The organism is Streptomyces coeruleorubidus (assembly GCF_008705135.1).
GTDB classification, from domain to species: Bacteria; Actinomycetota; Actinomycetes; order Streptomycetales; family Streptomycetaceae; genus Streptomyces; species Streptomyces coeruleofuscus.
Map to the genome: position 1 here is coordinate 4457077 of NZ_CP023694.1, position 21806 is coordinate 4478882.

At 70.6% G+C, this 21806-nt stretch carries 24 protein-coding genes; 12 read left to right on the forward strand and 12 right to left on the reverse strand.

What is annotated here, in order from left to right; all coding sequences use genetic code 11:
- Positions 1 to 146 precede the first annotated feature (146 nt).
- Complete coding sequence (locus CP976_RS20580; protein WP_150481710.1) at positions 147 to 1169, forward strand: glycoside hydrolase family 5 protein; 1023 nt, start codon at positions 147 to 149, stop codon at positions 1167 to 1169.
- Between the two features lie 57 nt (positions 1170 to 1226).
- Here CP976_RS20580 and CP976_RS20585 read toward each other — a convergent pair whose 3' ends face one another.
- From CP976_RS20585 to CP976_RS20600, 4 genes are all read right to left on the reverse strand, one after another.
- On the reverse strand, positions 1227 to 3287 hold the full coding sequence (locus CP976_RS20585) for a pectinesterase family protein (RefSeq protein ID WP_150481711.1): 2061 nt from the start codon (positions 3285 to 3287) through the stop codon (positions 1227 to 1229).
- A 102-nt stretch (positions 3288 to 3389) separates the two neighbouring features.
- Positions 3390 to 4238, reverse strand: a complete 849-nt coding sequence (locus CP976_RS20590) for a hypothetical protein (RefSeq protein ID WP_150481712.1) — start codon at positions 4236 to 4238, stop codon at positions 3390 to 3392.
- 138 nt (positions 4239 to 4376) lie between these two features.
- Positions 4377 to 4646, reverse strand: a complete 270-nt coding sequence (locus CP976_RS20595; protein WP_150481713.1) for a hypothetical protein — start codon at positions 4644 to 4646, stop codon at positions 4377 to 4379.
- Entirely contained in the window at positions 4643 to 4867 is a 225-nt protein-coding gene (locus tag CP976_RS20600) for a hypothetical protein (RefSeq protein WP_150481714.1), read from the reverse strand. Before CP976_RS20600 ends, CP976_RS20595 begins: the two co-directional genes overlap by 4 nt.
- A gap of 140 nt (positions 4868 to 5007) precedes the next feature.
- Here CP976_RS20600 and CP976_RS20605 point away from each other — a divergent pair, with 140 nt between their 5' ends.
- From CP976_RS20605 to CP976_RS20620, 4 genes are read left to right on the forward strand one after another with little or no spacing between them, the layout of a single operon-like run.
- Positions 5008 to 5835, forward strand: coding sequence for a helix-turn-helix domain-containing protein (locus CP976_RS20605; RefSeq protein WP_229875777.1), 828 nt, complete (start codon positions 5008 to 5010; stop codon positions 5833 to 5835).
- Positions 5832 to 6053, forward strand: coding sequence for a DUF397 domain-containing protein (locus tag CP976_RS20610; RefSeq protein ID WP_150481716.1), 222 nt, complete (start codon positions 5832 to 5834; stop codon positions 6051 to 6053). The genes CP976_RS20605 and CP976_RS20610 overlap by 4 nt, the downstream gene beginning before the upstream one ends.
- A 51-nt stretch (positions 6054 to 6104) precedes the next feature.
- On the forward strand, positions 6105 to 6293 hold the full coding sequence (locus CP976_RS20615) for a hypothetical protein (protein ID WP_150481717.1): 189 nt from the start codon (positions 6105 to 6107) through the stop codon (positions 6291 to 6293).
- Positions 6290 to 6493, forward strand: coding sequence for a DUF397 domain-containing protein (locus CP976_RS20620; RefSeq protein ID WP_150481718.1), 204 nt, complete (start codon positions 6290 to 6292; stop codon positions 6491 to 6493). The genes CP976_RS20615 and CP976_RS20620 overlap by 4 nt, the downstream gene beginning before the upstream one ends.
- Here CP976_RS20620 and CP976_RS20625 read toward each other — a convergent pair.
- The 3 genes from CP976_RS20625 to CP976_RS20635 form a co-directional block, all read right to left on the reverse strand.
- Positions 6483 to 7421 carry a LysR family transcriptional regulator gene (locus tag CP976_RS20625; RefSeq protein WP_150481719.1) on the reverse strand — a complete coding sequence of 313 codons (939 nt, stop codon included), beginning with the start codon at positions 7419 to 7421 and terminating at the stop codon, positions 6483 to 6485. The genes CP976_RS20620 and CP976_RS20625 overlap by 11 nt on opposite strands.
- Before the next feature lie 131 nt (positions 7422 to 7552).
- Entirely contained in the window at positions 7553 to 7987 is a 435-nt protein-coding gene (locus CP976_RS20630; protein ID WP_150481720.1) for a pyridoxamine 5'-phosphate oxidase family protein, read from the reverse strand.
- Positions 7984 to 8679: an NAD(P)-dependent oxidoreductase gene (locus tag CP976_RS20635; protein ID WP_150481721.1), complete on the reverse strand. Its 696-nt coding sequence runs from the start codon at positions 8677 to 8679 to the stop codon at positions 7984 to 7986. The genes CP976_RS20630 and CP976_RS20635 overlap by 4 nt, the downstream gene beginning before the upstream one ends.
- A gap of 76 nt (positions 8680 to 8755) precedes the next feature.
- On the opposite strand from CP976_RS20635, the gene CP976_RS20640 reads away from it, so the two are divergent.
- Positions 8756 to 9394 carry a TetR/AcrR family transcriptional regulator gene (locus tag CP976_RS20640; RefSeq protein WP_150481722.1) on the forward strand — a complete coding sequence of 213 codons (639 nt, stop codon included), beginning with the start codon at positions 8756 to 8758 and terminating at the stop codon, positions 9392 to 9394.
- A gap of 84 nt (positions 9395 to 9478) precedes the next feature.
- Here CP976_RS20640 and CP976_RS42970 read toward each other — a convergent pair whose 3' ends face one another.
- The 5 genes from CP976_RS42970 to CP976_RS20665 are packed head-to-tail and all read right to left on the reverse strand — an operon-like array spanning position 9479 to position 13854.
- Positions 9479 to 10126, reverse strand: a complete 648-nt coding sequence (locus tag CP976_RS42970; protein WP_167537377.1) for an ABC transporter — start codon at positions 10124 to 10126, stop codon at positions 9479 to 9481.
- Complete coding sequence (locus tag CP976_RS20650) at positions 10114 to 11625, reverse strand: ABC transporter permease (protein WP_150481723.1); 1512 nt, start codon at positions 11623 to 11625, stop codon at positions 10114 to 10116. Before CP976_RS20650 ends, CP976_RS42970 begins: the two co-directional genes overlap by 13 nt.
- Positions 11622 to 12482 (reverse strand): ABC transporter ATP-binding protein, encoded by an 861-nt coding sequence (locus CP976_RS20655; protein WP_150481724.1) that lies wholly within the window; start codon positions 12480 to 12482, stop codon positions 11622 to 11624. The genes CP976_RS20650 and CP976_RS20655 overlap by 4 nt, the downstream gene beginning before the upstream one ends.
- Positions 12479 to 13315 carry a zf-HC2 domain-containing protein gene (locus CP976_RS20660; RefSeq protein WP_150481725.1) on the reverse strand — a complete coding sequence of 279 codons (837 nt, stop codon included), beginning with the start codon at positions 13313 to 13315 and terminating at the stop codon, positions 12479 to 12481. The genes CP976_RS20655 and CP976_RS20660 overlap by 4 nt, the downstream gene beginning before the upstream one ends.
- Complete coding sequence (locus CP976_RS20665) at positions 13312 to 13854, reverse strand: RNA polymerase sigma factor (RefSeq protein WP_086602341.1); 543 nt, start codon at positions 13852 to 13854, stop codon at positions 13312 to 13314. The genes CP976_RS20660 and CP976_RS20665 overlap by 4 nt, the downstream gene beginning before the upstream one ends.
- 420 nt (positions 13855 to 14274) lie before the next feature.
- Between CP976_RS20665 and CP976_RS20670 the strand changes: the two genes are divergently transcribed.
- From CP976_RS20670 to pstA, 6 genes are all read left to right on the forward strand, one after another.
- Positions 14275 to 16641: an RNA degradosome polyphosphate kinase gene (locus tag CP976_RS20670; RefSeq protein ID WP_150481726.1), complete on the forward strand. Its 2367-nt coding sequence runs from the start codon at positions 14275 to 14277 to the stop codon at positions 16639 to 16641.
- Positions 16622 to 17797, forward strand: a complete 1176-nt coding sequence (locus CP976_RS20675) for a CHAD domain-containing protein (protein WP_150481727.1) — start codon at positions 16622 to 16624, stop codon at positions 17795 to 17797. Before CP976_RS20670 ends, CP976_RS20675 begins: the two co-directional genes overlap by 20 nt.
- The gene (locus CP976_RS20680; protein ID WP_150481728.1) at positions 17794 to 18243 is read left to right on the forward strand and encodes an NUDIX hydrolase; all 450 of its coding nucleotides are present in this window, start codon (positions 17794 to 17796) and stop codon (positions 18241 to 18243) included. The genes CP976_RS20675 and CP976_RS20680 overlap by 4 nt, the downstream gene beginning before the upstream one ends.
- Positions 18244 to 18482: 239 nt before the next feature.
- Entirely contained in the window at positions 18483 to 19604 is a 1122-nt protein-coding gene (pstS, locus tag CP976_RS20685; RefSeq protein WP_150481729.1) for a phosphate ABC transporter substrate-binding protein PstS, read from the forward strand.
- A gap of 103 nt (positions 19605 to 19707) precedes the next feature.
- A complete protein-coding gene (gene pstC, locus CP976_RS20690; RefSeq protein ID WP_150481730.1) occupies positions 19708 to 20709 on the forward strand; it encodes a phosphate ABC transporter permease subunit PstC in 1002 nt (333 codons plus the stop codon).
- A complete protein-coding gene (gene pstA / locus CP976_RS20695) occupies positions 20706 to 21764 on the forward strand; it encodes a phosphate ABC transporter permease PstA (protein ID WP_150481731.1) in 1059 nt (352 codons plus the stop codon). Before pstC ends, pstA begins: the two co-directional genes overlap by 4 nt.
- Positions 21765 to 21806 lie beyond the last annotated feature (42 nt).

Consider the following 21806-nt stretch of genomic DNA (forward strand, 5'->3'; position numbering starts at 1 on the left):
CCGCGCGTCGGCAATCTACGTTCCTGATGAGATTTGGTGTGCAGATGTGTTGACCTCTGTTCGAGTTCTCTTCTAGTTTGCGGGAGCCAACGAGCCGCCGATCTGCATGCGAGTTCCGCGGACGCAACTGCTCAGAAGGGGACGTCGTGTCACGAAAGACTCACCGGGGGACAGCCGGTCTGGGGGCGCTGCTCGCCTGCGCCACGGCATTCGGCGGGGCCCTCGCCTCCCCCGCAGCCGCCTCCCCCACCGCCCCGCCGCCCGTCAGCGACTTCAAGGGCGTCAACTGGGCCGACCCGCGCGACAACTACGCCGACGACGCGGTCGTGCCCTCGGGCCTGTCCACCTCGGACAGCTACGCCACGACCTACGCCAAGTCCCGGGCGATCATCGGCGGCTTCTCCAAGCTGGGCGCCAACACCGTCCGCCTCCCGGTGAACCCGACCTCCGTGAACGGCCCGTTCTGGAAGTCCTACCGGGGCGCGATCGACGCCGCCACCGCCAAGGGCTTCAAGGTCATCCTGGGCTACTGGGAGGCCGACAACGCCAAGGACGGCAAGATCGACAACCAGGCCTCCTGGGACCAGATGTGGGCGCGGATCACCTCCGCCTACGCCCGCAACTCCAAGGTGTACTTCGAGCCGATGAACGAGCCGTTCGGCTACACCGCCCAGGAGTGGACCGACATCGCCGCGAAGTGGGTGACCACTCACCGCAACGTGCCCCGCGACCGGATGCTGATCGGCGGGTACAAGTACAGCGAGGACGTCAAGCCGGTCTGCGCCGACCCGCGCCTCAAGGGCACCCGGATCGCCCTGCACAACTACGGCTTCTGGCACACCGACTGGACCAGCGTCGACCAGTGGAAGGCCGACTTCAAGGAGCGCATCGGCGACTGCGCCTCGCGCACGATCCTCGACGAGTTCGGCGCCTCGATGACGACCGGCCTGGACTACAACGGGCCGGTCAACGGCTCCAACGAGGTCGCGTACATCCAGGCCGCGACCGACACCATCCGGGAGCTGGGCCTGGGCTCGGTCTACTGGCCGGGCCTGCGCAACGGTGACACCTACTCGCTCACCACGCTCCAGGGCACGGGCACGAACCTCAGCCTGACGGTGAACAACCAGAGCGGTCTGGACCGGCTGCACTACGCCTGGAAGCAGTAGGCATGGTGGCCCTTCCGGGTCCGGCGCCGCTCGTCAGCCGGACCCGGAAGGGAGTCGTCAGGACGCCGAAGGCGTCCAGCCCGCGAGCCAGTCCGCGACCTCCTGGTTCGCGGCCTGCGCGTCCGTCAGGTGAGGACGGTTGGTGCTCGCCGCACCCGCGCCCGCGCCGGTGTTCTTGTACTCGGCGAAGCGGTCGTCCTTCCAGGAGAAGCCGCTCATGTCGGTCCACGGCGTGGACTTGATCGCGGCACTCAGGCTGGTGTTGCGGACCGTGGTCTGCGGGTCGAGCGAGGCGTCACCGCCCGCGTGCCAGGGCCGGCCGAGGTAGAAGCTGCCGCCCGACACATCGCCGTTCACCGTGGAGTTGGCGATCAGAATGCCCTTGCGGTTGGCGGCGGTGCTCGGGGCGGTGACGTAGCCGGCCGAGGTGCCGTCCCAGCGCTTCTTCAGCGTGATGACGGACCTGTCGACGACGGCCGTGGCCCGTCCGAAGATGAAGTCGACGTTGCCGATGACGTAGGAGTTGCTGACGTAGACCCGGCCCAGCCGGTCCTTCGCGGCGGTGTCGAGCAGCAGCGTGTCCTGGTCGCCGCTGACGATGATCCCGTCCAGGAACACCTTGTCGGCGGCGGTCCGCAGGGCGACGGCCTGATGCCCGCTGAGCTGCTGGTTGGCCTTCTCGTCGAAGTTGTTGGAGATGGTCAGGTTGCGCGCCTGGAAGTCGTCGGCCTCGACGGCGACGGTGGCGCTGCCGCCCGTGCCGTACGTGCCGCCGCCGGGCTTCGGCGTACCGGAGGCGTTGTTGTAGACGATCGTCGTGTCCTTGCGGCTGCCGCCCGTGCCCTGGATGGTGACGTGCGGCTTGTTGGACGGCACCTTGACGAGTTCCCGGTACGTCCCCGGCTTGACGGCGATCACGACCCGCGACGGGTTGTTGGCCGGTACGGCGTTCACGGCCGCCTGCACGGTCGTGTACTGCCCGCTGCCGTCCTTGGCCACGGTGAGGGTCGTCGCGGCGGCGGCCTTGGTGGAGGCGGCGGCGGTCGTACCGATGGAAGTGCGGGGCCCGGCACCGGACTTGAGGATCGACGGAAGGTCGGCGGCCTTGTCGAGGGTGTAGGGGTAGTAGGCCTTCGGGTCGAAGGCGGTCCCGCCGCTCTCGTTGCGTCCGCTGGTGCCGGAGAAGGAGTTCCCGCGCTGGACGACGGCGGCGCCGCTGTCCTTGATGACGGGGTTCTTCACGCCCTGGAACAGGGAGTTCTCCAGGACCATCTTGGTCGCGCCGCGCGAGTAGTTGCCGTACGACGACTTGATGTCGGTGCCCGGGGCGTCCTCGAGGAAGTTGTTGTAGAGGTGGGCGTGGGCGGCGTTGTCGGTGGACGGGTTGCGCTGCTCGGTCTCGCGGATCCAGTTGTGGTGGATCGTGATGTCCGTCTTGACGTTCTCGGTCCAGCCGATGCCGAAGGTCTTGTTGTTGTCGCTCAGCTTGTTCCAGGAGACGGTGACGTTCGTGCTGTCCTTGCGGACGTCGATCAGCCCGTCGGCCATGTGCCGCAGATCGTTGTGATCGATCCACACATGGTGGGCGCCGTCCATCTGGATGGCGTCGAAGTCGTGGTCCTTGTCGTTCCACACCCCCTTATACGAGTCCCGGATGGTCAGGTTCCGGATGATCACGTTGTGCACGCCCTGGCCGAGGAAGAACCCACCGCCGACGATGTGCCCGGAGGTACCGGACCCGACGATGGTCTTGTCGGACTGCACCTTGATCTCTTTGCCGACCGGGTTCATGTTGATGGTGCCGGCGACGACGATGACGTACGGCTCGGCGGCCGTGGCGTACTTCTCCAGGTCGGCCTGCGTCTTCACGGTGACGGTCTTGCCGTCCCGGCCGCCGTACGTCCCCTTCTGGCCGAGGGAGTTGACGGAGGCGAACCCGTCGGCGGTGTCGGCGGCCCAGGCCGGGGCGGCGGCGGAGGCCTGCCGGGCGGTGGAGCCGAGGACGCCGAGGTCGGTGCCGTAGGCGAGGGTGCCGGCGGCGGTCAGGGCCAGCGGGACACCGACCGCCAGGGCCGTGCGGCTTCTGCGGTGCCGGGGCTTGCTGCGCAGCTCACTCATGCGGCGAATCCGTTCCGTGCGGGGGGATGATCCGGGGGTGGGTCGCCGCCCCGCACGGAAAGGTTGCCGTGCCGTGCGTATGTTCCTTACTGCGTATGTCTTCTACTTCACGCAGGAGTTGGGGTCGAGCTTCTGCTCGATCTTGTCCTCGCGGCCGTCGGGCTGGCCGCTGGGGAGGAGCTTGTCGGAGATGCCGTCGATGTAATACCCGTGGGAGTAGATGGTCTGGTATCCCCGGTCACGCCAGCTGTGCACGGTGTGGTCGCCGTCGCCCTTGTTCCACTCGTAGTCCTCGACGTGGAAGACGGGGTTCACGCGCACCACGCGCTGGTACGGCGTCCAGGTGACGGCGACCTGTCGGCAGGGCGGGATGGTCTTCTCGCTCCGGGTCTCGAACTTGGACTCCTTCTCCCAGCCCCACTCATAGCCGGCGCTGCCGCCGACGGTGCCGGAGAAGATGCTCTTGGCGAGGGAGAGGCTGATGGTCCCGCCGACGCTCTTCTTGGCGAACGTCTTGGTGCTGTAGCTGCTGACGAAGGTCTCCTTGTCGTCGGCGGAGCCCTGGTTGCCGATCCACCGGGAGGTGCGGACGGTGTCGCCCTTGATGGACCAGGTCGAGGCCTCGGCGTACCCGCACCAGCCGCGGAACAGCTCCCACGGCCCGGCGGGCTTCCACAGCCCGAAGACGTCCCGCAGGTATTCGTCCTGGGTCTTGAACTCACCGGTCTCGACGTTGAGGGCGCCGTAGACGCCCGTCAGGCTCGCCTCCTGGTCGCAGAGCCGCTCGATCATCCGGTCGGTGTCACCGGGGTCGACGCCCCGGATGTTGGTCGCCCCGGCGGGCCCGGCGGTCGCGGTCCCCGCGCCGGCCAGCAGACCGGATACCGCGAGGGCGGCGGTAGCGGCAACGACGCCGTATTTTCTGAGAGTTGACTTACGAATGAGACGCATGGGGGTCGCTCACTCCTGTGGGGGTCTGTTACGGCGGTGAAGATGCCAGAACGGGCGCAGGAGTTTGCAGTACTGGTGAGTATGACAGGACATCGACAGGTGACCGGGCTTCATATCCGGCTTTATCGGCCTCCTGCTCTATCGGCCGTCGCCCTCCCGGCTACGACTGACCGCGACACGTAACACGTCCCCCAGGGCCTCCACCGCCCTTGCCAGTGCGAAGCGCACGGCGCGTTCACCGGCCTTGGGGTCCCCGAGTACGGCCTTGGCGCCCGCGAGGACCTGCTCGGCGGAGGCGAGCTGAGCGGCCTCGACGTCGTCGGCGAGCCGTGAGAGGAGGCTGTCGGGGTTGTCGGTGGAGAGGTAACAGGGCTTGCCGTCGGTGCCGGTCCAGGGGAGCAGCCTCATGCGTACACCTCCACGGTGTGCAGGTACGGCCGTACGAGCGGGGTGTCCATCACGAGGGGCTCTTCCGCGGCGAGGGGTCGGGGTGCGGATGTCGGCGGGGAGTGAGGGATGGTCCACGACCGTTGGGCCGGCGCCGCCCGGTGACGCCCCCGGGCGGGCAGCAGGATCCGCACGAGGAGGAGCAGGGCGGACTCGCAGAGTTCGGCGATGCGCAGGCGCACGGAAGCGTCCCTTCTCAGGGCAGGCGACAGGGGTGTGACGAGCGGTGATTACCGTTCGTGCCTTCATCGTCACTGCTCGCGCGTACGCTGCGGAAGGGGCCAGGTGTTGCCTGGCGCTCCAGGCAACGGTGAGGGGTGACGTGGAGCAAGTTGTTGACGGAGACGGGGAGTCGGGCCGCGCTGTCCTGGGGCGGACGCTCAAGTTCTTGCGGGAGCACACAGGGAAGACCCTGGGGCAGTTGGCCGACGAGACTGGCTACGACAAGAGCTACTTGAGCCGACTGGAGTCAGGCGAGCGGCTGTCCAAGCTGGCTGTCATGGAAGACCTGGACAGCTACTACGGGTGCGGTGACCTGCTGGTTCGCCACTGGAGGATCGCTCGGTACGACGCCTTCAAGGACAAGTACAAGAGGTACATGGGGCTGGAGGCGACGGCGCGGCTTCTGCACGTGTACACACCGGATGTTCCGGGACTGCTTCAGACGGAGGAGTTCGCCAGGGAGGTGTTGTCTGGCCCCCAGGCAACAGCTGGCAACGGCGAGGAGGTCGAGGAGCAGGTGGCCGCGCGCATGGGACGCCAGCTCCTGCTACGCAAGGACCCGGCACCCGGTGCCCGTTTCATCGTCGACGAGTCAGCTTTGCGCCGCCCCTCCGCCAACGCGGACACCTGGAAGAGCCAGTTGCTGCACATCGAGGCCGCCGCCCAGTGGCCGAACGTCGTCATTCAGGTGCTGCCCTTCTCAGCAGGGGTGCACCACCTCATGGGCAAGGGATCCTTGACCCTTCTATGGCAAGAGGACGGGAGTGCCGTGGCCTATACAGAGGGCCACAGCTTTGGCCTTTTGATGGACGATCCAGAGGAAGTCCTGCACCACCGTTTGTCCTACGATCAGTTGAGGGATCTGGCGCTGTCCCCGTCGGACTCACTGACGTTCATCAGGGGCGTACTGGAGGAGTACGGATCATGAAGCCCACCCTGGATCTCACTACCGCCGTCTGGCGCAAGTCGAGCTACAGCGACGGGGGAGCCAACAACTGCCTCGAAGTCTCCGACAACCACCCCGACATCGTCCCCGTCCGCGACAGCAAGCAGCCGCACGGCCCGATACTCGTGTTCGGCGCGAGCCCCTGGGCGTCGTTCTTGGCTGGCGTCAAGGACGAAAGCTCTGTGCACATCTCCGGGTGACTCGGGTGCCGAACGCCCCGGTTGGAGTTCTGGCGCGCCCAAACTGGAGTCATGACCGACCAAGTGGCGGCAGACCGGAAGGTCGCCCGTGAGGTGATCGGTGCCGACATCAGCGACGAGGAGTTCGACAAGGCGCCGGACGTGCTCGGCAACGTCTACAGGATCGCTGCCGAGAAGGCCCGCACGGCCGGGAGTGCGCCCGCGTCATTGCTGTCGATCCTTGAAGGAGCACAGGAATGAAGCCCATCCCCGACTTCGGTAGGAGCACGACCGTCTGGCGCAAGTCGTCCTACAGCGACGGGGGTGGCACGAACTGCCTTGAGGTCGCCGACGGCCACCCCCACATAGTCCCCGTCCGCGACAGCAAGCAGTCGGACGGCCCCGTGCTCATGTTCATGTCGGGCTCGTGGGCCTCCTTTCTGACGTACGTCACGAAGTGACTGTCGCCCACGCCGGTTTCCAGACCTCCCCCTCGGTCAACCGGGGGCGCGTCGCCAGCAGGTGGGTGCGGAGTGCTGCCAGGCCGGGATGCGGATTGTCCGTGCGCCAGAGGAGGGAGTGCGGATAGACCGGGGTCGGGTCGCACACGGGGACCAGGCGCAGGTCGTGGTCGGCCGGCCAGACCAGTGGGGTTCGTTCACTGAGGAAGGTCGCCAGGGTCGGGGAGCCCGCGATGGTGTCGAGGAGGGCCTCGACGCCGAAGTTGGGCCCGATCGTGTCGATGGACGGGCCGAAGGTCTCGGCGAGTTCGTCGTAGTAGGCCGACCATTCCGTGCCGGGTGCGTTGCCCGGCATCCAGATCCTCTGGCCGGCCAGTTGCGCGGGTGTCACCGAGGCGGCTCGGGCGAACTCGTGGTCGGGGCCGACGCACAGGCGCAGTGGCTCGTCCAGGACGGGTACGGCCTCGATGCCGTCGGGGAGCCGGCGCCCGGGCATGGTGACGGCACGGAACGTCGCGTCGACGGCCCCGTCCCGCACGGCGGTCACCGCCGTATCCGCGTCGAAGAGCGTGACGACGTCCAGGGGGATCTCGGGATGCGCCCGGTGGAAGTCCCGTACCAGTCCGGCCGTGGCGGCCCGGCGACCCAGGACGTCCACCCGTAGCGCGCGCTCCCCGGGGCGCACGGCCGCCACCGCCCGCTCCTCCGCCTGGAGCAGGGCCCGGGCATGCGGCAGGAGCACCTGCCCGTCGATGGTGAGCTCCGCACCACGCGGCGTACGCACCAGCAGCCGCACGCCCAGGTCCTTCTCCAGCGCGGCGATCCGCTTGGAGACCGCCTGCTGGGTGAGCGACAGGTCCACGGCGGCCTTCTGGAACTGCCCGGCATCGGCGATCGCGACGAAGGCCCGTACGGCTTTGAGGTCCACGGCGACATGGTAGGGGCAACAACCTGCAGTTGTTGTTCAGAACGGGCCGGGTGCTTAATCCAACGAGCACCTAGCCACTTTCACGCGGAGCCATCGGGCTCTTCATCCATCTGTACAACCAAACGGAATACTCAATGCTCGACGTCGCCCAGACTCCAGCGATTGAGATTGAGGCTCAGGAAGCGGTTGACGGTGATCTCGATGACGACCAGGTCCAACGGGGCGGGCGGGGCCCCGCCGTAGCGATCGGTGTAGCGGCGGACCGCCTCGGCCAGACGCGCGGGATCGTCGGTGACAGTGGCCCGGCCTTCGAGGGTGACCCAGCGGAAGCCGTCCGCCTGACAGAGCGCGATACGGGCCGCCGGGCCGCCCGCCGCCACGTTCCGGGCCTTGCGGGCTCCCGCCCGGGTGGTCACCCGGACCAGGCCGGTGTCCGCGTCAAAGGTGAAGCGGACCGGGGTGACGTGCGGGGTGCCGTCGGGACGGAGGGTGGTGAAGGCGGCCGTGTGGGGGCTGGTGAGGAACGCCCGTGCGGCGGCCGGGAGTTCGACGGTCGCCCGGCTCACTTCTTCTTCACGCCCTCGTGCCAGATCAGCTTGGCGATGTTCGGCTTCACAGCCGTGGTGATGACGCCCATGGCCGTACGGACGTACCGCCGTTCCTCAAGCTCGCGCAGCATGCTCGCGGCGAGGTCGGCTCGGGCGGTGAAGACGCCGTCAGCGCTGGTCTCGGCGGCGTGGTAGTCCGTGACGACGGGGTGTTCGAAGAGGCCCGAGGGCCGGACGAGGGTCCAATCGAGGTCGGTCTGACGGATCACGGCCTCCATGCGGCGCATGTCCTCGTGGAGGGTGCGGCCGAGGCGTCGGTTCACCAGCGGATCGAGGACATGGTTGAAAAAGTGCGCGCCGGTGGGGCGCCAGTTCGGGTCGGCGATGCTGGAGCTGACGGCGAGGAACCGCTTGATGCCCTGGCGGGTCATGGCCCGGGTGATGGCCGTGGCGCTCGCCGAGTACGTGGTGATGTTCTCCTTGCTGAAGCGCGCGCCCAGCGCGGACAGGACGGCGTTCGTCCCGGTGATCGCGGCGTCGACGGCCGCCGGATCGGTGGCGTCGGCGACGGCCACGGTGAGGCCGGGCCGCTCGGAGGTGAGGGAGCCGGGGCGACGAGTCACGGCGACGACCTCGTGGCCGGCGGCGAGGGCCTGGTCGGTGAGGTGGCGGCCGGTCGGTCCGTTGGCGCCGAAGACTGCGATACGCATGGTGTCGGGACATCCCTTCGTGTGGTTCCCGGAATGCCCTTGACTGTGCCGATCACGAAACGCAGGCTCAACGCTGATGAATAACGGCGCCCCTGCCCCCGCCCGCACCCGAGGCCGCCCCCGGGGCAACCCGCCGACCCGCGAGTCGATCGTCTCGGCGGCCCGTGCGCTGTTCCTGGAACGCGGCTACCGGCGCACCACCGTGCGCGCGGTGGCCGGGGCCGCCGGGGTCGACCCGGCGCTGATCGCGTACCACTTCGGCTCGAAGAAGCGCCTGTTCGCGGACGTGATGCAGTTCCAGTGCGCCAATGCGCTGACGGTGGACGACGTCTTGGACGGCGACCCGGCCACCCTCCCCGACCGCCTGATCGACGCGGTGACGGACCTGTGGGAGGACGCCGACTTCCTCCAGCTCACCGCTCGGGGCGGCGAGGCCGCCGAGGTGATCCGCGAATACCTGGAACGCGAGCTGCTGACCCGGCTTGTTGAATTTCTCGGCGGCCGGGACGCGACCGCCCGCGCCACGGCTGTGGTGACGATCCTCGGCGGCCTCATCTACACCCGCTACCTCAATCCCCTCCCCACCCCCGCCGCCCTCACTCCGTCCGAGATCCGCCACATCCTCACCCCGGCACTGCGCGCAGCTCTGGCCCCTAGGCCGCGCACCGGGGCAGCCACCGGGGCAGGCCGTCGAGGCTCGCCGGCCTCCGGCTGAGGCGTCCGTCCGGCCTTGACCACCTCAGCGCCTCCGAGTGCGGCTCCCCTCCGTAGGCAGCGGCCCGGTCACCCCTGGAGCATGTCACCGCCCCCGCACCACCGGCCATGCCCACCGCCGCAACGGCTCCACCGCCCCCAGCGCCCCCACCAGCACGGCCCCGGCCAGCACCACCGCCCACCGGTCGTGCGCCGCCGCCCACCGCTCGTCCCCCACCGGCACGAACAGCGCCCACCGCCCGGGCCAGCACACCATGACCAGTACCGCCGAGGTCAGCAGGCCGGCCGCGACCCGGGGGCCGGGCCGCGTGACCTCGGTGAAGCGCACCGCGACCGCCGCACCGGCCACCGCCAGGGCGAACGCCGCCCCGGCCTCCAGCGTGATGTCGGCGACCGGCGGCCGTAGTTCCGTCGGCACGAGCAGCAGTGCCGCGGTCCACCAGGCCGCCGTGGCGGGGACGACGAGGGCCACCCGCAGCGCGATGCGGACCGGGCGCGGGGTCGGCACGGTGGCGGTCGTGTGCCGGGCGGGGTCGTCCAGGAGGAAGACCAGGCCCGCGGCGAAGGCCAGGACCGCGGCTCGCAGCAGGTGCAGGGAGAGCCGTTCGCCCGTCTCCCCGGTGATCCGGGTGAGCGCGGCGAGCAGCAGTCCCGCCCCGCCGGCCGTGCCGACCACGCCCCACGGCAGGGTCCGGCAGGCCATGAAGACCAACTCCCCGCTCAGTCGAGGCACTTGTCGTCCCCCTCGGGTGCCTTCACGCCCAGCAGAGCCGCCGCCCGGGCCGCCGTCACCTTCGGCTCGGTCAGTTCGGCCCAGTGGGACCTCACCCGGGCGGTGACCTCGCCGCGGGGCCGGTCCAGCAGCTCGCGCAGGACCTCCGTCTGGGCGTCCGTCATGTACATACCGTTCGTCGGCTGGAGCACCAAGGCCGAGCCGGTCGCGCTGTCGTCGAGGCGGACGCGGCGCAGGGCCGCCACCGGGTCGGACTCCCAGCCCACGGCCAGCCACATGACGGTGACCATGCGGCCGTCACAGATCGAGGTGGACGCCTTCTCGTTCCCCGCGACCAGCACCCCGGCCACGGCCGCCGAGAACTCGGGGACGCGGTTTCCGCCCCACCGGGTGCCCACCGTCACCTCGTGCGGACGCTCCAGGGGCGTCAGCGCACCATCGCCGGAGAGCCCGTAACGGGCCTCGATCCGCTGCCGTACGACGACCTTCTGCTCATGGGCGCTGCCACCGGCCAGGGACCGCACCCGGTCCACGACCCCGGCCCAGTCCGCGACCCGCGGTCCCCACTCGGGGAACACGCAGTACGTCGACCCGTCCCGCGGGACACAGGTCTGCACCTGGCCCGGGTTCACCGTGGCCCGCTCCCGGGCCCGGACCAGCGCGGGCGAGTCGCCGCCGGCCTGGGCAACCCCGCCCACCAGCGTCATGGCCACCGCCCCGGCGACCCCGGCCATCACCACCGGCTTGCGGCCACCGGCGGCCAGCACCGCCAGCAGCCCCGCGCACAGCGCCAGCCCGGCCAGGTACAGCGCGTGCCAGGCGGCGGGCCGGCCCAGCAGGTCGGACGGCAGCGTGTTGGCGGTCGGCTCGACGACCACCGGCATGAGCCACCGGCTCCAGCCGTCGCTCGTGCCCGTACCGAAGAGGGTCAGGAACAGGAAGAACACCACCGTCAGCGGGCCTGCGAGAGCCGACCTCACCAGCCCGGCCATGAGCAGTCCGACCAGCCCGGACAGCAACACGGTCAGCGGCCCCACGAGCAGTTCGGCCACCGAACCGTGCCCGATCGCCCCGGGCCTGAGCGCCTCCCGGCCGAACTGCGCGGCCACGCACACGGCGGTGAGCAGGGCCGCGGCCACGACCGACAGCGCATGGGCGACCGTACGCCGCCACGGCGGGAGGACCAGCACCGAGAAGTGATGCTCCGTTCCGTGCCGTCGCGAGCGCAGCGCGGCGAGGTTGACGGACAGCAGGACCGCGAGGCCGACCAGCATCGGCGCGCCCTGGGTGGCGCGGTCGACATCCTGGAGGGCCGGGTAGCCGTCCCAGTCCGTCCCGCCGCGCCACACGGTCCAGCCGAGGTACACGAGGAAGGCGATGATCACCGGCAGCCTCGTCAGCAGCCGGCGCGTCTCGAAAAGGGCCAGGGCCGCCACGGCCGCTGCCGAGGACCCGGGCCGCACATCGGACACGACCGGCCTCTCCACCACCGTCGTCATGCCGCCACCTCCACGGCGTCGCCGTCGAGGGTGAGCAGGTAGCCGTCCTCCAGGGTGGGTTCGACGAGCTCGGCCCCGTCCGGCGGATCCCCCACGTTCCGGAAGGCCCCGGTCCCCGTACGCCACCCCGCCTTGGCGCCGGGATCGCGCTCCTTGCTGCTCCACACCCGCCCGGCGGCCCGCGCTGTCAGCTCGGCCGGAGTGCCCTCGAACCGGACCCGGCCGCCGGCCATCACCAGCACCCGGTGACAGAGCATCGCCACGTCCTCCGTCTGGTGGGTGGACAGCAGCACCGTGCGTCCCTCCCCGGCCCCCGCGATCAGCTCCCGGAACCGCATGCGCTGTTCGGGGTCCAGCCCGACGGTGGGCTCGTCCAGCACCAGGAAGCCGGGATCCCCGACCAGGGCGGCCCCCAGGGCGACCCGCTGCCGCATGCCGCCGGACAGCTTGCGGATCCGCTTGCCCCGCACGTCGGCGAGCCCCACCTCGTCGAGCACCCGCCGCACCTCGCGGTGCCGGGCTGCCCGATCGGTCATCTCCTTGAGGATCGCCACGTAGTCGACGAACTCGAAGGCGGTGAAGTCCGGGTGGAACCCCGGCGTCTGCGGCAGATAGCCCAGCCGGCGCCGCACCTCCTGCCTGCCCCGCGCGGTGCCCGGGTCGTGCCCGAGCACGGTGAAGGCGCCCCGGTCGGCGGGCAGGGCCGTGGCGAGGACCCGCAGCAGCGTGGTCTTGCCGGCGCCGTTGGGCCCGAGCAGCCCGGTGACGCCGCCGGTCAGCCGCAGCGACACGTCGTCGAGGGCCCGGGTGCCGCCGTAGCGGAGGCTGAGCCCGGAGGCGGACACGGTCGGAGTCATACGGCACGTCCCTGGAAGAGATCGAATCGGTCACGGAAGAGGAAGAGCAGCCCGGCGGCGAGCGCGGCGACCAGCGCCGCCACGCCCTGCCCAGCGGCGGTGAACGGCGCGAGCGGCACATCGGGACCGGCCCGCAGGGCTTGGGCCAGCATCAGCAGCCCGATCCACGCCCCGCCGGCCAGCGACGGCGCGAGCACCGGCCCCAGCCGGGGCGTCAGCGCCAGCCCGGTCGCGGTGAGCGCGAGCGAGGGCAGCAGCCAGGCCAGCGCACGCAGCCCGTACTCGGGCAGCGCGAGCGTCGCGAGCCCGTTCAGCCCCAGCACCACGCCCAGCACGGCCACCGTCCGGATCATCAGCAGCCGGAACCCGTGCATCGGCGCGACGACGGCCATCTCGTACGTCGGATCCAGCGCGGGCCCGTACGACAGGGCCACCCCCGCCAGCGGCAGCAGCGGCGCGAGCGCGAGGAACAGCGTGGGGAACTCCCCGCCCTGCACGGCGTGCCCGGCCCCGACGCTCAGCAGCAGCACGACGACGACGGCCCCCAGCCACGACCGCCGCAGCACCGGCGCCGCCGCCAGCAGCCGCGCGGTGTGCCCGGCCACCCCGAACCGCACCAGCAGCGACTCCAGCAGCCCCACGCGGGGCGCGTCGAGCTCGGCGTCGAGCCGCTCCCACCCCGCGTCGAGCGCGACCGGGTCGCTCACCTCGGCGAGCACGCCCCGGCACACGGCACAGGCGCCCAGGTGCGCGTCGGCGGACCACAGGGCCGGTGCCGCCAGCTCGCCGCGCGCGTAGGCGCGCAGATCCTCTTCAGACACGTGCCAGCTCATGCCAACGCCTCCCGCAACTGCTTCCGGGCCCGCATCGCCCGCGTCTTGACCGTCCCCGGCGGAATCCCCAGCAGCACGGCGGCCTCCCGGGTCGTCAGGCCGTCGATGACGGTCGCCTGCAACACCGCCCGCAGCTCCGGCGACAGCCGGACCAGCGCGCCGGCGAGGTCCCCGTGCTCCACCCCCGCGAGCACGCGCTCCTCCGCCGACACCTCGTCCCGGTGCCGCAGCCGCGCCAGCGCCTGCCGCAGCCGCCCGCGCGCCCCGTCGCCCCGCAGCGCGTCCACCAGCCGCCGCGACCCGATGCGCCACAGCCACCCGGCCACATCGCCCTCCTCCCGGTAGCGGGCCTTGCCCCGCCACACCGCGAGGAACGTCTCCTGTACGACGTCGTCGACGACGCCCAGGTCGGCGCACCGGCCCCGCAGCCGGGCGCGGAGCCACGGCGCGTACCGCCGGTACAGCTCCTCGAAGGCGCGCCGGTCGGCGTCCGCGGCAACGGCCCGCAGCAGCTCCCCGTCGCTTCTCGTTTCGCTCACGTCACCTCATCGGACCGCCCGGCTCGAACGGTTCACGAAAGCACGCTTGACTTTTCCGGCTCGCCGTCTCCCTGGTCCTCCACAACCTCCTGGAACGCTTCCGAGCGGACCTCTGGCCGACGATCACCCGCGTCGCGCGGCGGGATCGAACTGCCCCGCTCGGGCTTCCAGGTCTCCTGGACGGCAACCGCCTTCGCCCTCCTGGCCCGCCGCCTCCCCTGAGCCGGGCCCGCGCGTCCTGCCGGCGGGGGGTGGACGCGCGGCCCGCCCGGGGGCGCTCGCGGGAACCGTCCACACCCTGTGGACGGCCGCGCGCCCGGCCCGACCACCCTCTCCGGGACCCCCGCGAGCCGCCCTGCGCTATCCCACACGTCATGTCTCCGTAACCATCGATTCAGACGGGCTTGCGAGGCTCGGCCAATGACTCCCGCCGTGCCAGAGCCTTCACCGCCCCGAGAGGGGCCTGGGGGGAACGGGAACACTCATGTGACGCCCCCGCTCCCGCCCGCGCTTTCCGACGCGCCCGTGATGCTCGCGGCGCGGAAGAATGGGTCCATGAGCCAGCCGAACACCCAGGCACAGGTCCAGCACGCGCAGCCCTCCGTGGGCTCCATAGCAGCCCACCGGCCGCACACCATCGCGGCGGCCGTCTCCGACCTCGAACCCGACATCGACGCCGACCTCGACGCGTACGAGGAGTCGCCGTACGACGGGCCCCAGCTGCCACAGGGACGTTTCCTCGACCGGGAGCGCAGCTGGCTCGCGTTCAACGAACGCGTTCTCGAACTCGCCGAGGACCCGAACACGCCCCTGCTGGAGCGGGCCAACTTCCTCGCGATCTTCGCCAGCAACCTGGACGAGTTCTTCATGGTCCGGGTGGCCGGCCTGAAGCGCCGTATCGCCACCGGCGTGGCCACCCGCTCCGCCTCCGGCCTCCAGCCCCGCGAGGTGCTGGAGATGATCTGGGCCCGCTCCCGCGAGCTCATGGCCCGGCACGCCGCCTGCTACCACGAGGACGTCGCCCCGGCACTCGCGGAGGAGGGCGTCCACCTGGTCCGCTGGAACGAGCTCCAGGAGAAGGAGCAGGCCCGCCTGTTCACCCTGTTCCGGCACCAGATCTTCCCCGTGCTGACCCCGCTGGCGGTCGACCCGGCCCACCCCTTCCCGTACATCTCCGGCCTGTCCCTGAACCTGGCGGTCGTCGTACGGAACCCGGTCACCGGCCACAAGCACTTCGCCCGCGTCAAGGTGCCGCCGCTGCTGTCCCGCTTCCTGGAGAGCTCCCCGGGCCGCTACGTCCCCATCGAGGACGTCATCGCCGCCCACCTGGAGGAGCTGTTCCCGGGCATGGAGGTGCTGGAGCACCACGCCTTCCGCCTCACCAGGAACGAGGACCTGGAGGTCGAGGAGGACGACGCCGAGAACCTTCTCCAGGCCCTGGAGAAGGAGCTCATGCGGCGCCGCTTCGGGCCGCCGGTGCGCCTGGAGGTCGAGGAGTCCATCGACCGAGAGGTCCTGGACCTGCTCGTCCGGGAGCTGAAGATCAGCGAGGCCGAGGTGTACCCGCTGCCGGGCCCGCTGGACCTCACGGGCCTGTTCCGCATCGCCTCCCTGGACCGGCCCGAGCTGAAGTACCGCAAGTTCGTCGCCGGCACCCACCGCGACCTCGCCGAGGTCGAGTCGGCGTCCGCGCCGGACATCTTCGCCGCCCTGCGCGAGCGGGACGTCCTGCTGCACCACCCGTACGACTCGTTCTCCACCTCCGTCCAGGCCTTCCTGGAGCAGGCGGCCGGCGACCCGGACGTCCTGGCGATCAAGCAGACCCTGTACCGGACCTCGGGCGACTCCCCCATAGTCGACGCCCTCATCGAGGCCGCCGAGACCGGCAAGCAGGTCCTGGTCCTGGTCGAGATCAAGGCCCGCTTCGACGAGCACGCCAACATCAAGTGGGCGCGCAAGCTGGAGGAGGCCGGCTGCCACGTGGTCTACGGCCTGGTCGGCCTGAAGACCCACTGCAAGCTGTCGCTGGTGGTCCGCCAGGAGGGCGAGACGCTCCGCCGCTACAGCCACGTCGGCACCGGCAACTACCACCCGAAGACGGCCCGCCTCTACGAGGACCTCGGCCTGCTCACGGCCGACCCGCAGGTCGGCGCGGACCTCTCGGACCTCTTCAACCGCCTCTCCGGCTACTCCCGCCGCGAGACCTACCGCCGCCTCCTGGTGGCCCCCAAGTCGTTGCGCGACGGCTTGGTCTCCCGGATCACCAAGGAGATCCAGCACCACCGCGCCGGACGGCCCGCGTACGTCCGCATCAAGGTCAACTCGATGGTCGACGAGGCCGTCATCGACGCCTGCTACCGCGCGGCCCAGGCGGGTGTGCCGGTGGACGTGTGGGTGCGCGGCATCTGCGCGCTGCGCCCGGGCGTGGAGGGACTGTCGGAGAACATCCGGGTCCGCTCCATCCTCGGCCGCTTCCTCGAACACTCGCGCGTGTTCGCCTTCGGCAACGGCGGCGAGCCCGAGATCTGGTTCGGCAGCGCCGACATGATGCACCGCAACCTCGACCGCCGGATAGAGGCCCTGGTCCGGGTCACCGACCCGGCCCACCGGGCGGCCCTGAACCGGCTGCTGGAGACCGGCATGTCCGACGGCACCGCCTCCTGGCACCTCGGCCCGGACGGCGAGTGGACCCGGCATGCGACCGACGCGGACGGCCAGCCGCTGCGCAACGTCCAGGAGATGCTCATAGACGCCCGGAGGCGCCGGCGTGGCACAGCGACACCTTGACCCGACGGACCCCATGGCCGGCCCTGCCCCCACCGGGGACGCCCTCGCGGGCTACCTGAGGGCCCAGGCCACGGAGTTCCTCCGCGCGCTGCGCCTGCACCGGGAGACCGGTTCCGGGGCGAACGGCGCGGAGGGATCCGTCGACGCGGCCCGCGCGCTGCGCCGCTCGGCCCGCCGCATCAGCGCCAGCCTGCACACGTTCCAGTCCCTCCTCGACACGGACTGGTGCGAGGGCATGCGCCCCGAACTGGCCTGGGTCTCGGGCACCCTGGCCATGGAACACGCGTACACGGCGCGCCTGGAACGCCTGCTGAGCGCCTTGCACCGCTTGTCGGGCTCCACGGCGTTGCCTGGTCCGCCGGCAGGCGCAGCCGCCGGCGCCCGCGCGGACGGGGCAGCGGGCAAGCACGCCGACTCGGCTGCGGGCAGTCGTGCCGCTGGGGCGGCACCCGTCCCACAGAGAGCGGCACCCCGCGACGCCGGGCTGCGCACGCCCCCGACCTCAGCACCGGAGCGCGGCAACCTCACAGTCGGAGCAGCAAAAGCAGGCGCCCTTCTCGACCGCCAGCTCACACTCGCCCGCACCCGGGCCCACTCCACAGCCCTGCAAGCCCTCGGCTCCAGCCGCTTCCACGCCATCGCGGACAAGGTCGCCGTCCTGGCCAGCGAGGTCCCCCTGACCCGATCGGCAGCCACCACGGACCTCCGCCCCCTGGCCGCCGCCGCGAAGGACCGCCTCAAAGACGCCGTGACCGCCCTCCCCCTCGTCACCGCAGGCCACCCGTACAACGCCGCCGCCCTCATCCACGGCCTGTCCCCGGACACGGTCCCGCACCCGCAGGACGCCCCCTGGCACCAGGTCCGCCTGCTCCTGCGCCTGCACCGCTACGCCCGCGAAGCGGTCCGCGGCGAACCCGACGGCACCTCGGTCGTCGACCTGCGCCTGCTCTCGGCGGGCCAGGCCCTGAACCGCCACCGCGACGCCTCGGAGGCGGCGGCAGCGGCGGCCCAGGCGGCCCGTACCCCCCGTATCGCCCCGGCCACGGCGTACGCCCTCGGCGTGCTCCACGCCGACCAGCGGCACGAGGTGGAGGCGGCCCGCTTCGCGTTCCAGCAGGCCTGGCAGAAGGAGGCGGAGGCGGTGAGCACCCGGTGAGCTCCGGCTCCCCCGAGGACACCACCGTTCAGGCGGCCGGCTGCGTCCTGTGGCGCCGCTCCCCCGTCACCGGCGGGCTGGAGCTCTGCCTCGTGCACCGGCCGAAGTACGACGACTGGTCCTGGCCGAAGGGCAAGCTGAAGCGCGACGAGGAGCCGCTCGCCGGCGCCCTGCGCGAGGTGGCCGAGGAGACGGGCTGCCGGGCCGAGCCGGGCGCCGAGCTGCCCACCCAGCACTACCTGGCGAACGGCCGCCCCAAGCGGGTCCGCTACTGGGCGGCCGAGGCGACGTCCTGCGCGTTCTCACCGACGGACGAGGTGGACCGGGTGCTGTGGCTGACACCTTTCGCCGCCCACGCCCGCCTCACCCAGCCCCACGACCGCCCCTTGATCGACGCGCTGCTCGCCGTGCTGAACCCGCCACAACAGGCCGGAAGACCGGACTAAGCCCTTCCGGTACGGGAAGCGGAACCCGCACGTGCTCTCCCCGTAAGCGTTCCGTGACCTAACCGCACCTTAGGCAGGGGTTCACCCCTCGTTCATGTGTGGCCATCGGCGCCTTCACCTGATCTGTCTAATTTCGGCCGTGCCAGATGCGAGCCGCGCCTGTTGTGCGCGGCCTCGTCCAGCGTCACCAGACTTCGCACGCCGCCGATTCAGGACGGCGGCTCCTGGAAGGAACTCAAGTGAAGCTTCAGCGCATGAACCGGCGGGCCCTCGCTCTCGGTGCTCTCGCCGTCTCCGGCGCCCTGGCCCTCACGGCGTGCGGCTCCGACGAGACCGGCAACCCGGGCGGAGGCTCCTCCAACGCCGCCGCGCCGAGCAACATCAAGTGTGACGACGCCTCGGGCCAGGTCCTCGCCGACGGCTCCTCCGCGCAGAAGAACGCGGTCGACGCCTGGGTGAAGCAGTTCTCGGCGGCCTGCCAGGTGGAGATCAACTACAAGGCCGGCGGTTCCGGTGCCGGTGTCACCGCGTTCACGCAGGGCCAGGTCCCCTGGGCCGGTTCGGACTCGGCGCTGAAGCCCGACGAGGTCGCGGCCTCCAAGAAGATCTGCTCCGGCGGCCAGGGCATCGACCTGCCCATGGTCGGCGGCCCGATCGCCGTCGGCTACAACGTCCCGGGCGTCGACAAGCTCGTCCTGGACTCCGCGACGATCGCCAAGATCTTCGACAGCAAGATCACCAAGTGGAACGACCCGCAGATCGCGAAGCTGAACCCCGACGCGAAGCTGCCCAACCTCAAGATCCAGGCGTTCCACCGCTCGGACGAGTCCGGCACCACGGACAACTTCACCAAGTACCTGATCGCCACCGCCAAGAAGGACTTCCCCTACGAGGGCGGCAAGGCCTGGCAGGCCAAGGGCGGCCAGTCCGCTCCGCAGTCCTCCGGCGTCGCCGCGCAGGTCAAGCAGACCGCCGGCGCGATCGGCTACTTCGAGCTGTCGTACGCCAAGGACGGCATCAAGACCGTCGCCATCGACACCGGCGCCGCCGAGCCGGTCGAGGCCACCGTCGACAACGCCACCAAGGCGATCGCGGAGGCCAAGGTCGTCGGCACCGGCAAGGACCTCGCGCTGGAGCTGAACTACGGCACCAAGGCCGACGGCGCCTACCCGATGGTCCTGGTGACGTACGAGATCGTCTGCGACAAGGGCAACAAGGCCGAGACCCTGCCCGCGGTCAAGGCGTTCCTGCGCTACGCGGCCTCGGAGGACGGCCAGAAGATCCTCGCCGAGAACGACTACGCGCCCATGCCCGAAGAGATCATCACCAAGGTTCGCACGACCGTCGAGAGCCTGAGCTGACCTGAGTGCGGTCCGGTCCCCTCAGCGGGACCGGACCGCACCGTCCGGTGCACCGCCGCCAAGGGCCGCACAGCACGTGCGGTTCCGCAGACCGGAGAACCCGATGGACACAACACAGATAGCTGACGCACCTCCACCCACGCAGCCGACCACCGCCGAGCAGAAGCGCGCGGCCCGTGGCGCCACCCGGCCCGGAGACCGGATCTTCCTCGGTCTCTCCCGTGGCTCGGGCATCCTGCTGCTGGTGATCATGGCCGCGATCGCGGGCTTCCTCACCTACCGCGCCGTCCTCGCCATCAGCAAGGACGACGGCAACTTCCTGACCACCTTCGAGTGGAACACCGGTGTCACCCCGCCGGTCTTCGGCATCGCGGTCCTGGCCTACGGCACGATCGTCTCCTCGATCATCGCCATGGTCATCGCGGTCCCGGTCTCGGTCGCCATCGCGCTGTTCCTCACGCACTACGCCCCGCGCCGGCTGCGCGGCCCCATCGCCTACGTGATCGACCTGCTGGCCGCCGTGCCGTCCATCGTCTACGGCCTGTGGGGCGCCCTGGTCCTCGTCCCGCACATGAACGGCCTCTTCGGCTGGCTGAACGACTACCTCGGCTGGACCGGCGTCTTCTCCTGGCAGGGCGGCGCCGCGCGCTCCATGCTCACCGTGGGCATCCTGCTCGCGATCATGATCCTGCCGATCGTCACCAACGTGAGCCGCGAGGTCTTCCGCCAGGTCCCGCAGATGCACGAGGAGGCCGCCCTGGCGCTCGGCGCCACCCGCTGGGAAGTGATCCGCATGGCGGTCATCCCCTTCGGCCGCTCCGGCGTCATCTCCGCCTCGATGCTCGGCCTCGGCCGCGCCCTCGGCGAGACGATGGCCGTCGCCACCGTGCTCTCGCCCGACTTCCTGATCCACACCAGCCTGCTCGACCCGGGCGGCGGCACCTTCGCCCAGAACATCGCCAGCAAGTTCAGCGAGGCCAGCGAGTTCGGCCGTGACGCGCTGATCGCCTCCGGTCTGGTCCTGTTCGTCATCACCCTGCTGGTCAACGGCGCGGCCCGCGCGATCATCGCCCGCCGCAAGGAGTACTCGGGGGCCAACGCATGAGCACCACACCCTCCCTCGCCGCCAAGCGCCCCAGCACCCTGCGCGGCGGCCACCTGCCCAAGTGGGCTCCGTGGGCCATCGCCGCCGGATCCGTCGCCCTCGGACTCGGCGTCAGCGCCGCCGCCGGCCTGCACAGCAGCGTCCAGTGGGCGCTGATCGCCGCGATCCTGCACGTCCTCGGTACGTACGTCATCGCGGCCCGGGTCGAGAACCGCCGCCAGGCCAAGGACCGCGTGGTCACCTCGCTGGTGTGGGTCGCGTTCCTGCTCGCCGTGGTGCCGCTGGCCTCGCTGGTGTGGTCGACCGTCCAACGCGGCACGAAGGTCCTCGACGTCTACTTCCTGACCCACTCGATGGGCGTGGTCACCGACGCGGAGACGGGCGGCGGCATCTACCACGCCATTCTCGGCACGCTGGAGCAGGTCGGCCTCGCCACGCTGATCGCCGCGCCGGTCGGCGTGCTCACCGCGATCTACCTGGTGGAGTACGGGCGCGGCAACCTCGCCCGGGCCGTCACTTTCTTCGTCGACGTCATGACCGGCATCCCGTCGATCGTCGCCGGCCTGTTCATCCTCAGCCTCATGCTGATGTTCGACATGCAGCCCTTCGGCTTCGCCGGGTCACTCGCCCTGGCGATCCTGATGATGCCGGTCGTCGTCCGCTCCACGGAGGAGATGCTCAAGCTCGTCCCGAACGAGCTGCGCGAAGCCTCTCTCGCGCTCGGCGTGCCCAAGTGGCGCACCATCCTGAAGGTGGTCCTGCCGACCTCGCTCGGCGGCATCACCACCGGCATCATGCTGTCCATCGCCCGCATCGCCGGTGAGACCGCGCCCGTGCTGCTGCTGGTGTTCGGCAGCAAGTTCATCAACGCCAACCCCTTCGAAGGCGCGCAGGCGTCGCTCCCGCTGTACATCTACCAGCAGTACGGATCGGGCGAGGTCACGGCGTACGACCGCGCCTGGGCGGCGTCGCTCACGCTGATCGCCTTCGTGATGATCCTGAACCTGGTGGCCCGCGGGATCGCCCGCTGGAAGGCCCCGAAGACCGGTCGCTAAAGCGTCAATATGCGGCTACCGCCGCGCGGGGCCACACAGCGA

Coding starts and splice junctions, on each gene's coding strand:
- CP976_RS20640 (WP_150481722.1), top strand. CDS start 8,756: ATGAATAACGGCGCCCCTGCCCCCGCCCGCACCCGAGGCCGCCCCCGG.
- pstA (WP_150481731.1), top strand. CDS start 20,706: ATGAGCACCACACCCTCCCTCGCCGCCAAGCGCCCCAGCACCCTGCGC.
- CP976_RS20670 (WP_150481726.1), top strand. CDS start 14,275: ATGACTCCCGCCGTGCCAGAGCCTTCACCGCCCCGAGAGGGGCCTGGG.
- CP976_RS20595 (WP_150481713.1), bottom strand. CDS start 4,646: ATGAGGCTGCTCCCCTGGACCGGCACCGACGGCAAGCCCTGTTACCTC.
- CP976_RS20590 (WP_150481712.1), bottom strand. CDS start 4,238: ATGCGTCTCATTCGTAAGTCAACTCTCAGAAAATACGGCGTCGTTGCC.
- CP976_RS20585 (WP_150481711.1), bottom strand. CDS start 3,287: ATGAGTGAGCTGCGCAGCAAGCCCCGGCACCGCAGAAGCCGCACGGCC.
- CP976_RS20655 (WP_150481724.1), bottom strand. CDS start 12,482: ATGACTCCGACCGTGTCCGCCTCCGGGCTCAGCCTCCGCTACGGCGGC.
- CP976_RS20610 (WP_150481716.1), top strand. CDS start 5,832: ATGAAGCCCACCCTGGATCTCACTACCGCCGTCTGGCGCAAGTCGAGC.
- CP976_RS20660 (WP_150481725.1), bottom strand. CDS start 13,315: ATGAGCTGGCACGTGTCTGAAGAGGATCTGCGCGCCTACGCGCGCGGC.
- CP976_RS20620 (WP_150481718.1), top strand. CDS start 6,290: ATGAAGCCCATCCCCGACTTCGGTAGGAGCACGACCGTCTGGCGCAAG.
- pstC (WP_150481730.1), top strand. CDS start 19,708: ATGGACACAACACAGATAGCTGACGCACCTCCACCCACGCAGCCGACC.
- CP976_RS20650 (WP_150481723.1), bottom strand. CDS start 11,625: ATGACGACGGTGGTGGAGAGGCCGGTCGTGTCCGATGTGCGGCCCGGG.
- CP976_RS20635 (WP_150481721.1), bottom strand. CDS start 8,679: ATGCGTATCGCAGTCTTCGGCGCCAACGGACCGACCGGCCGCCACCTC.
- CP976_RS20615 (WP_150481717.1), top strand. CDS start 6,105: ATGACCGACCAAGTGGCGGCAGACCGGAAGGTCGCCCGTGAGGTGATC.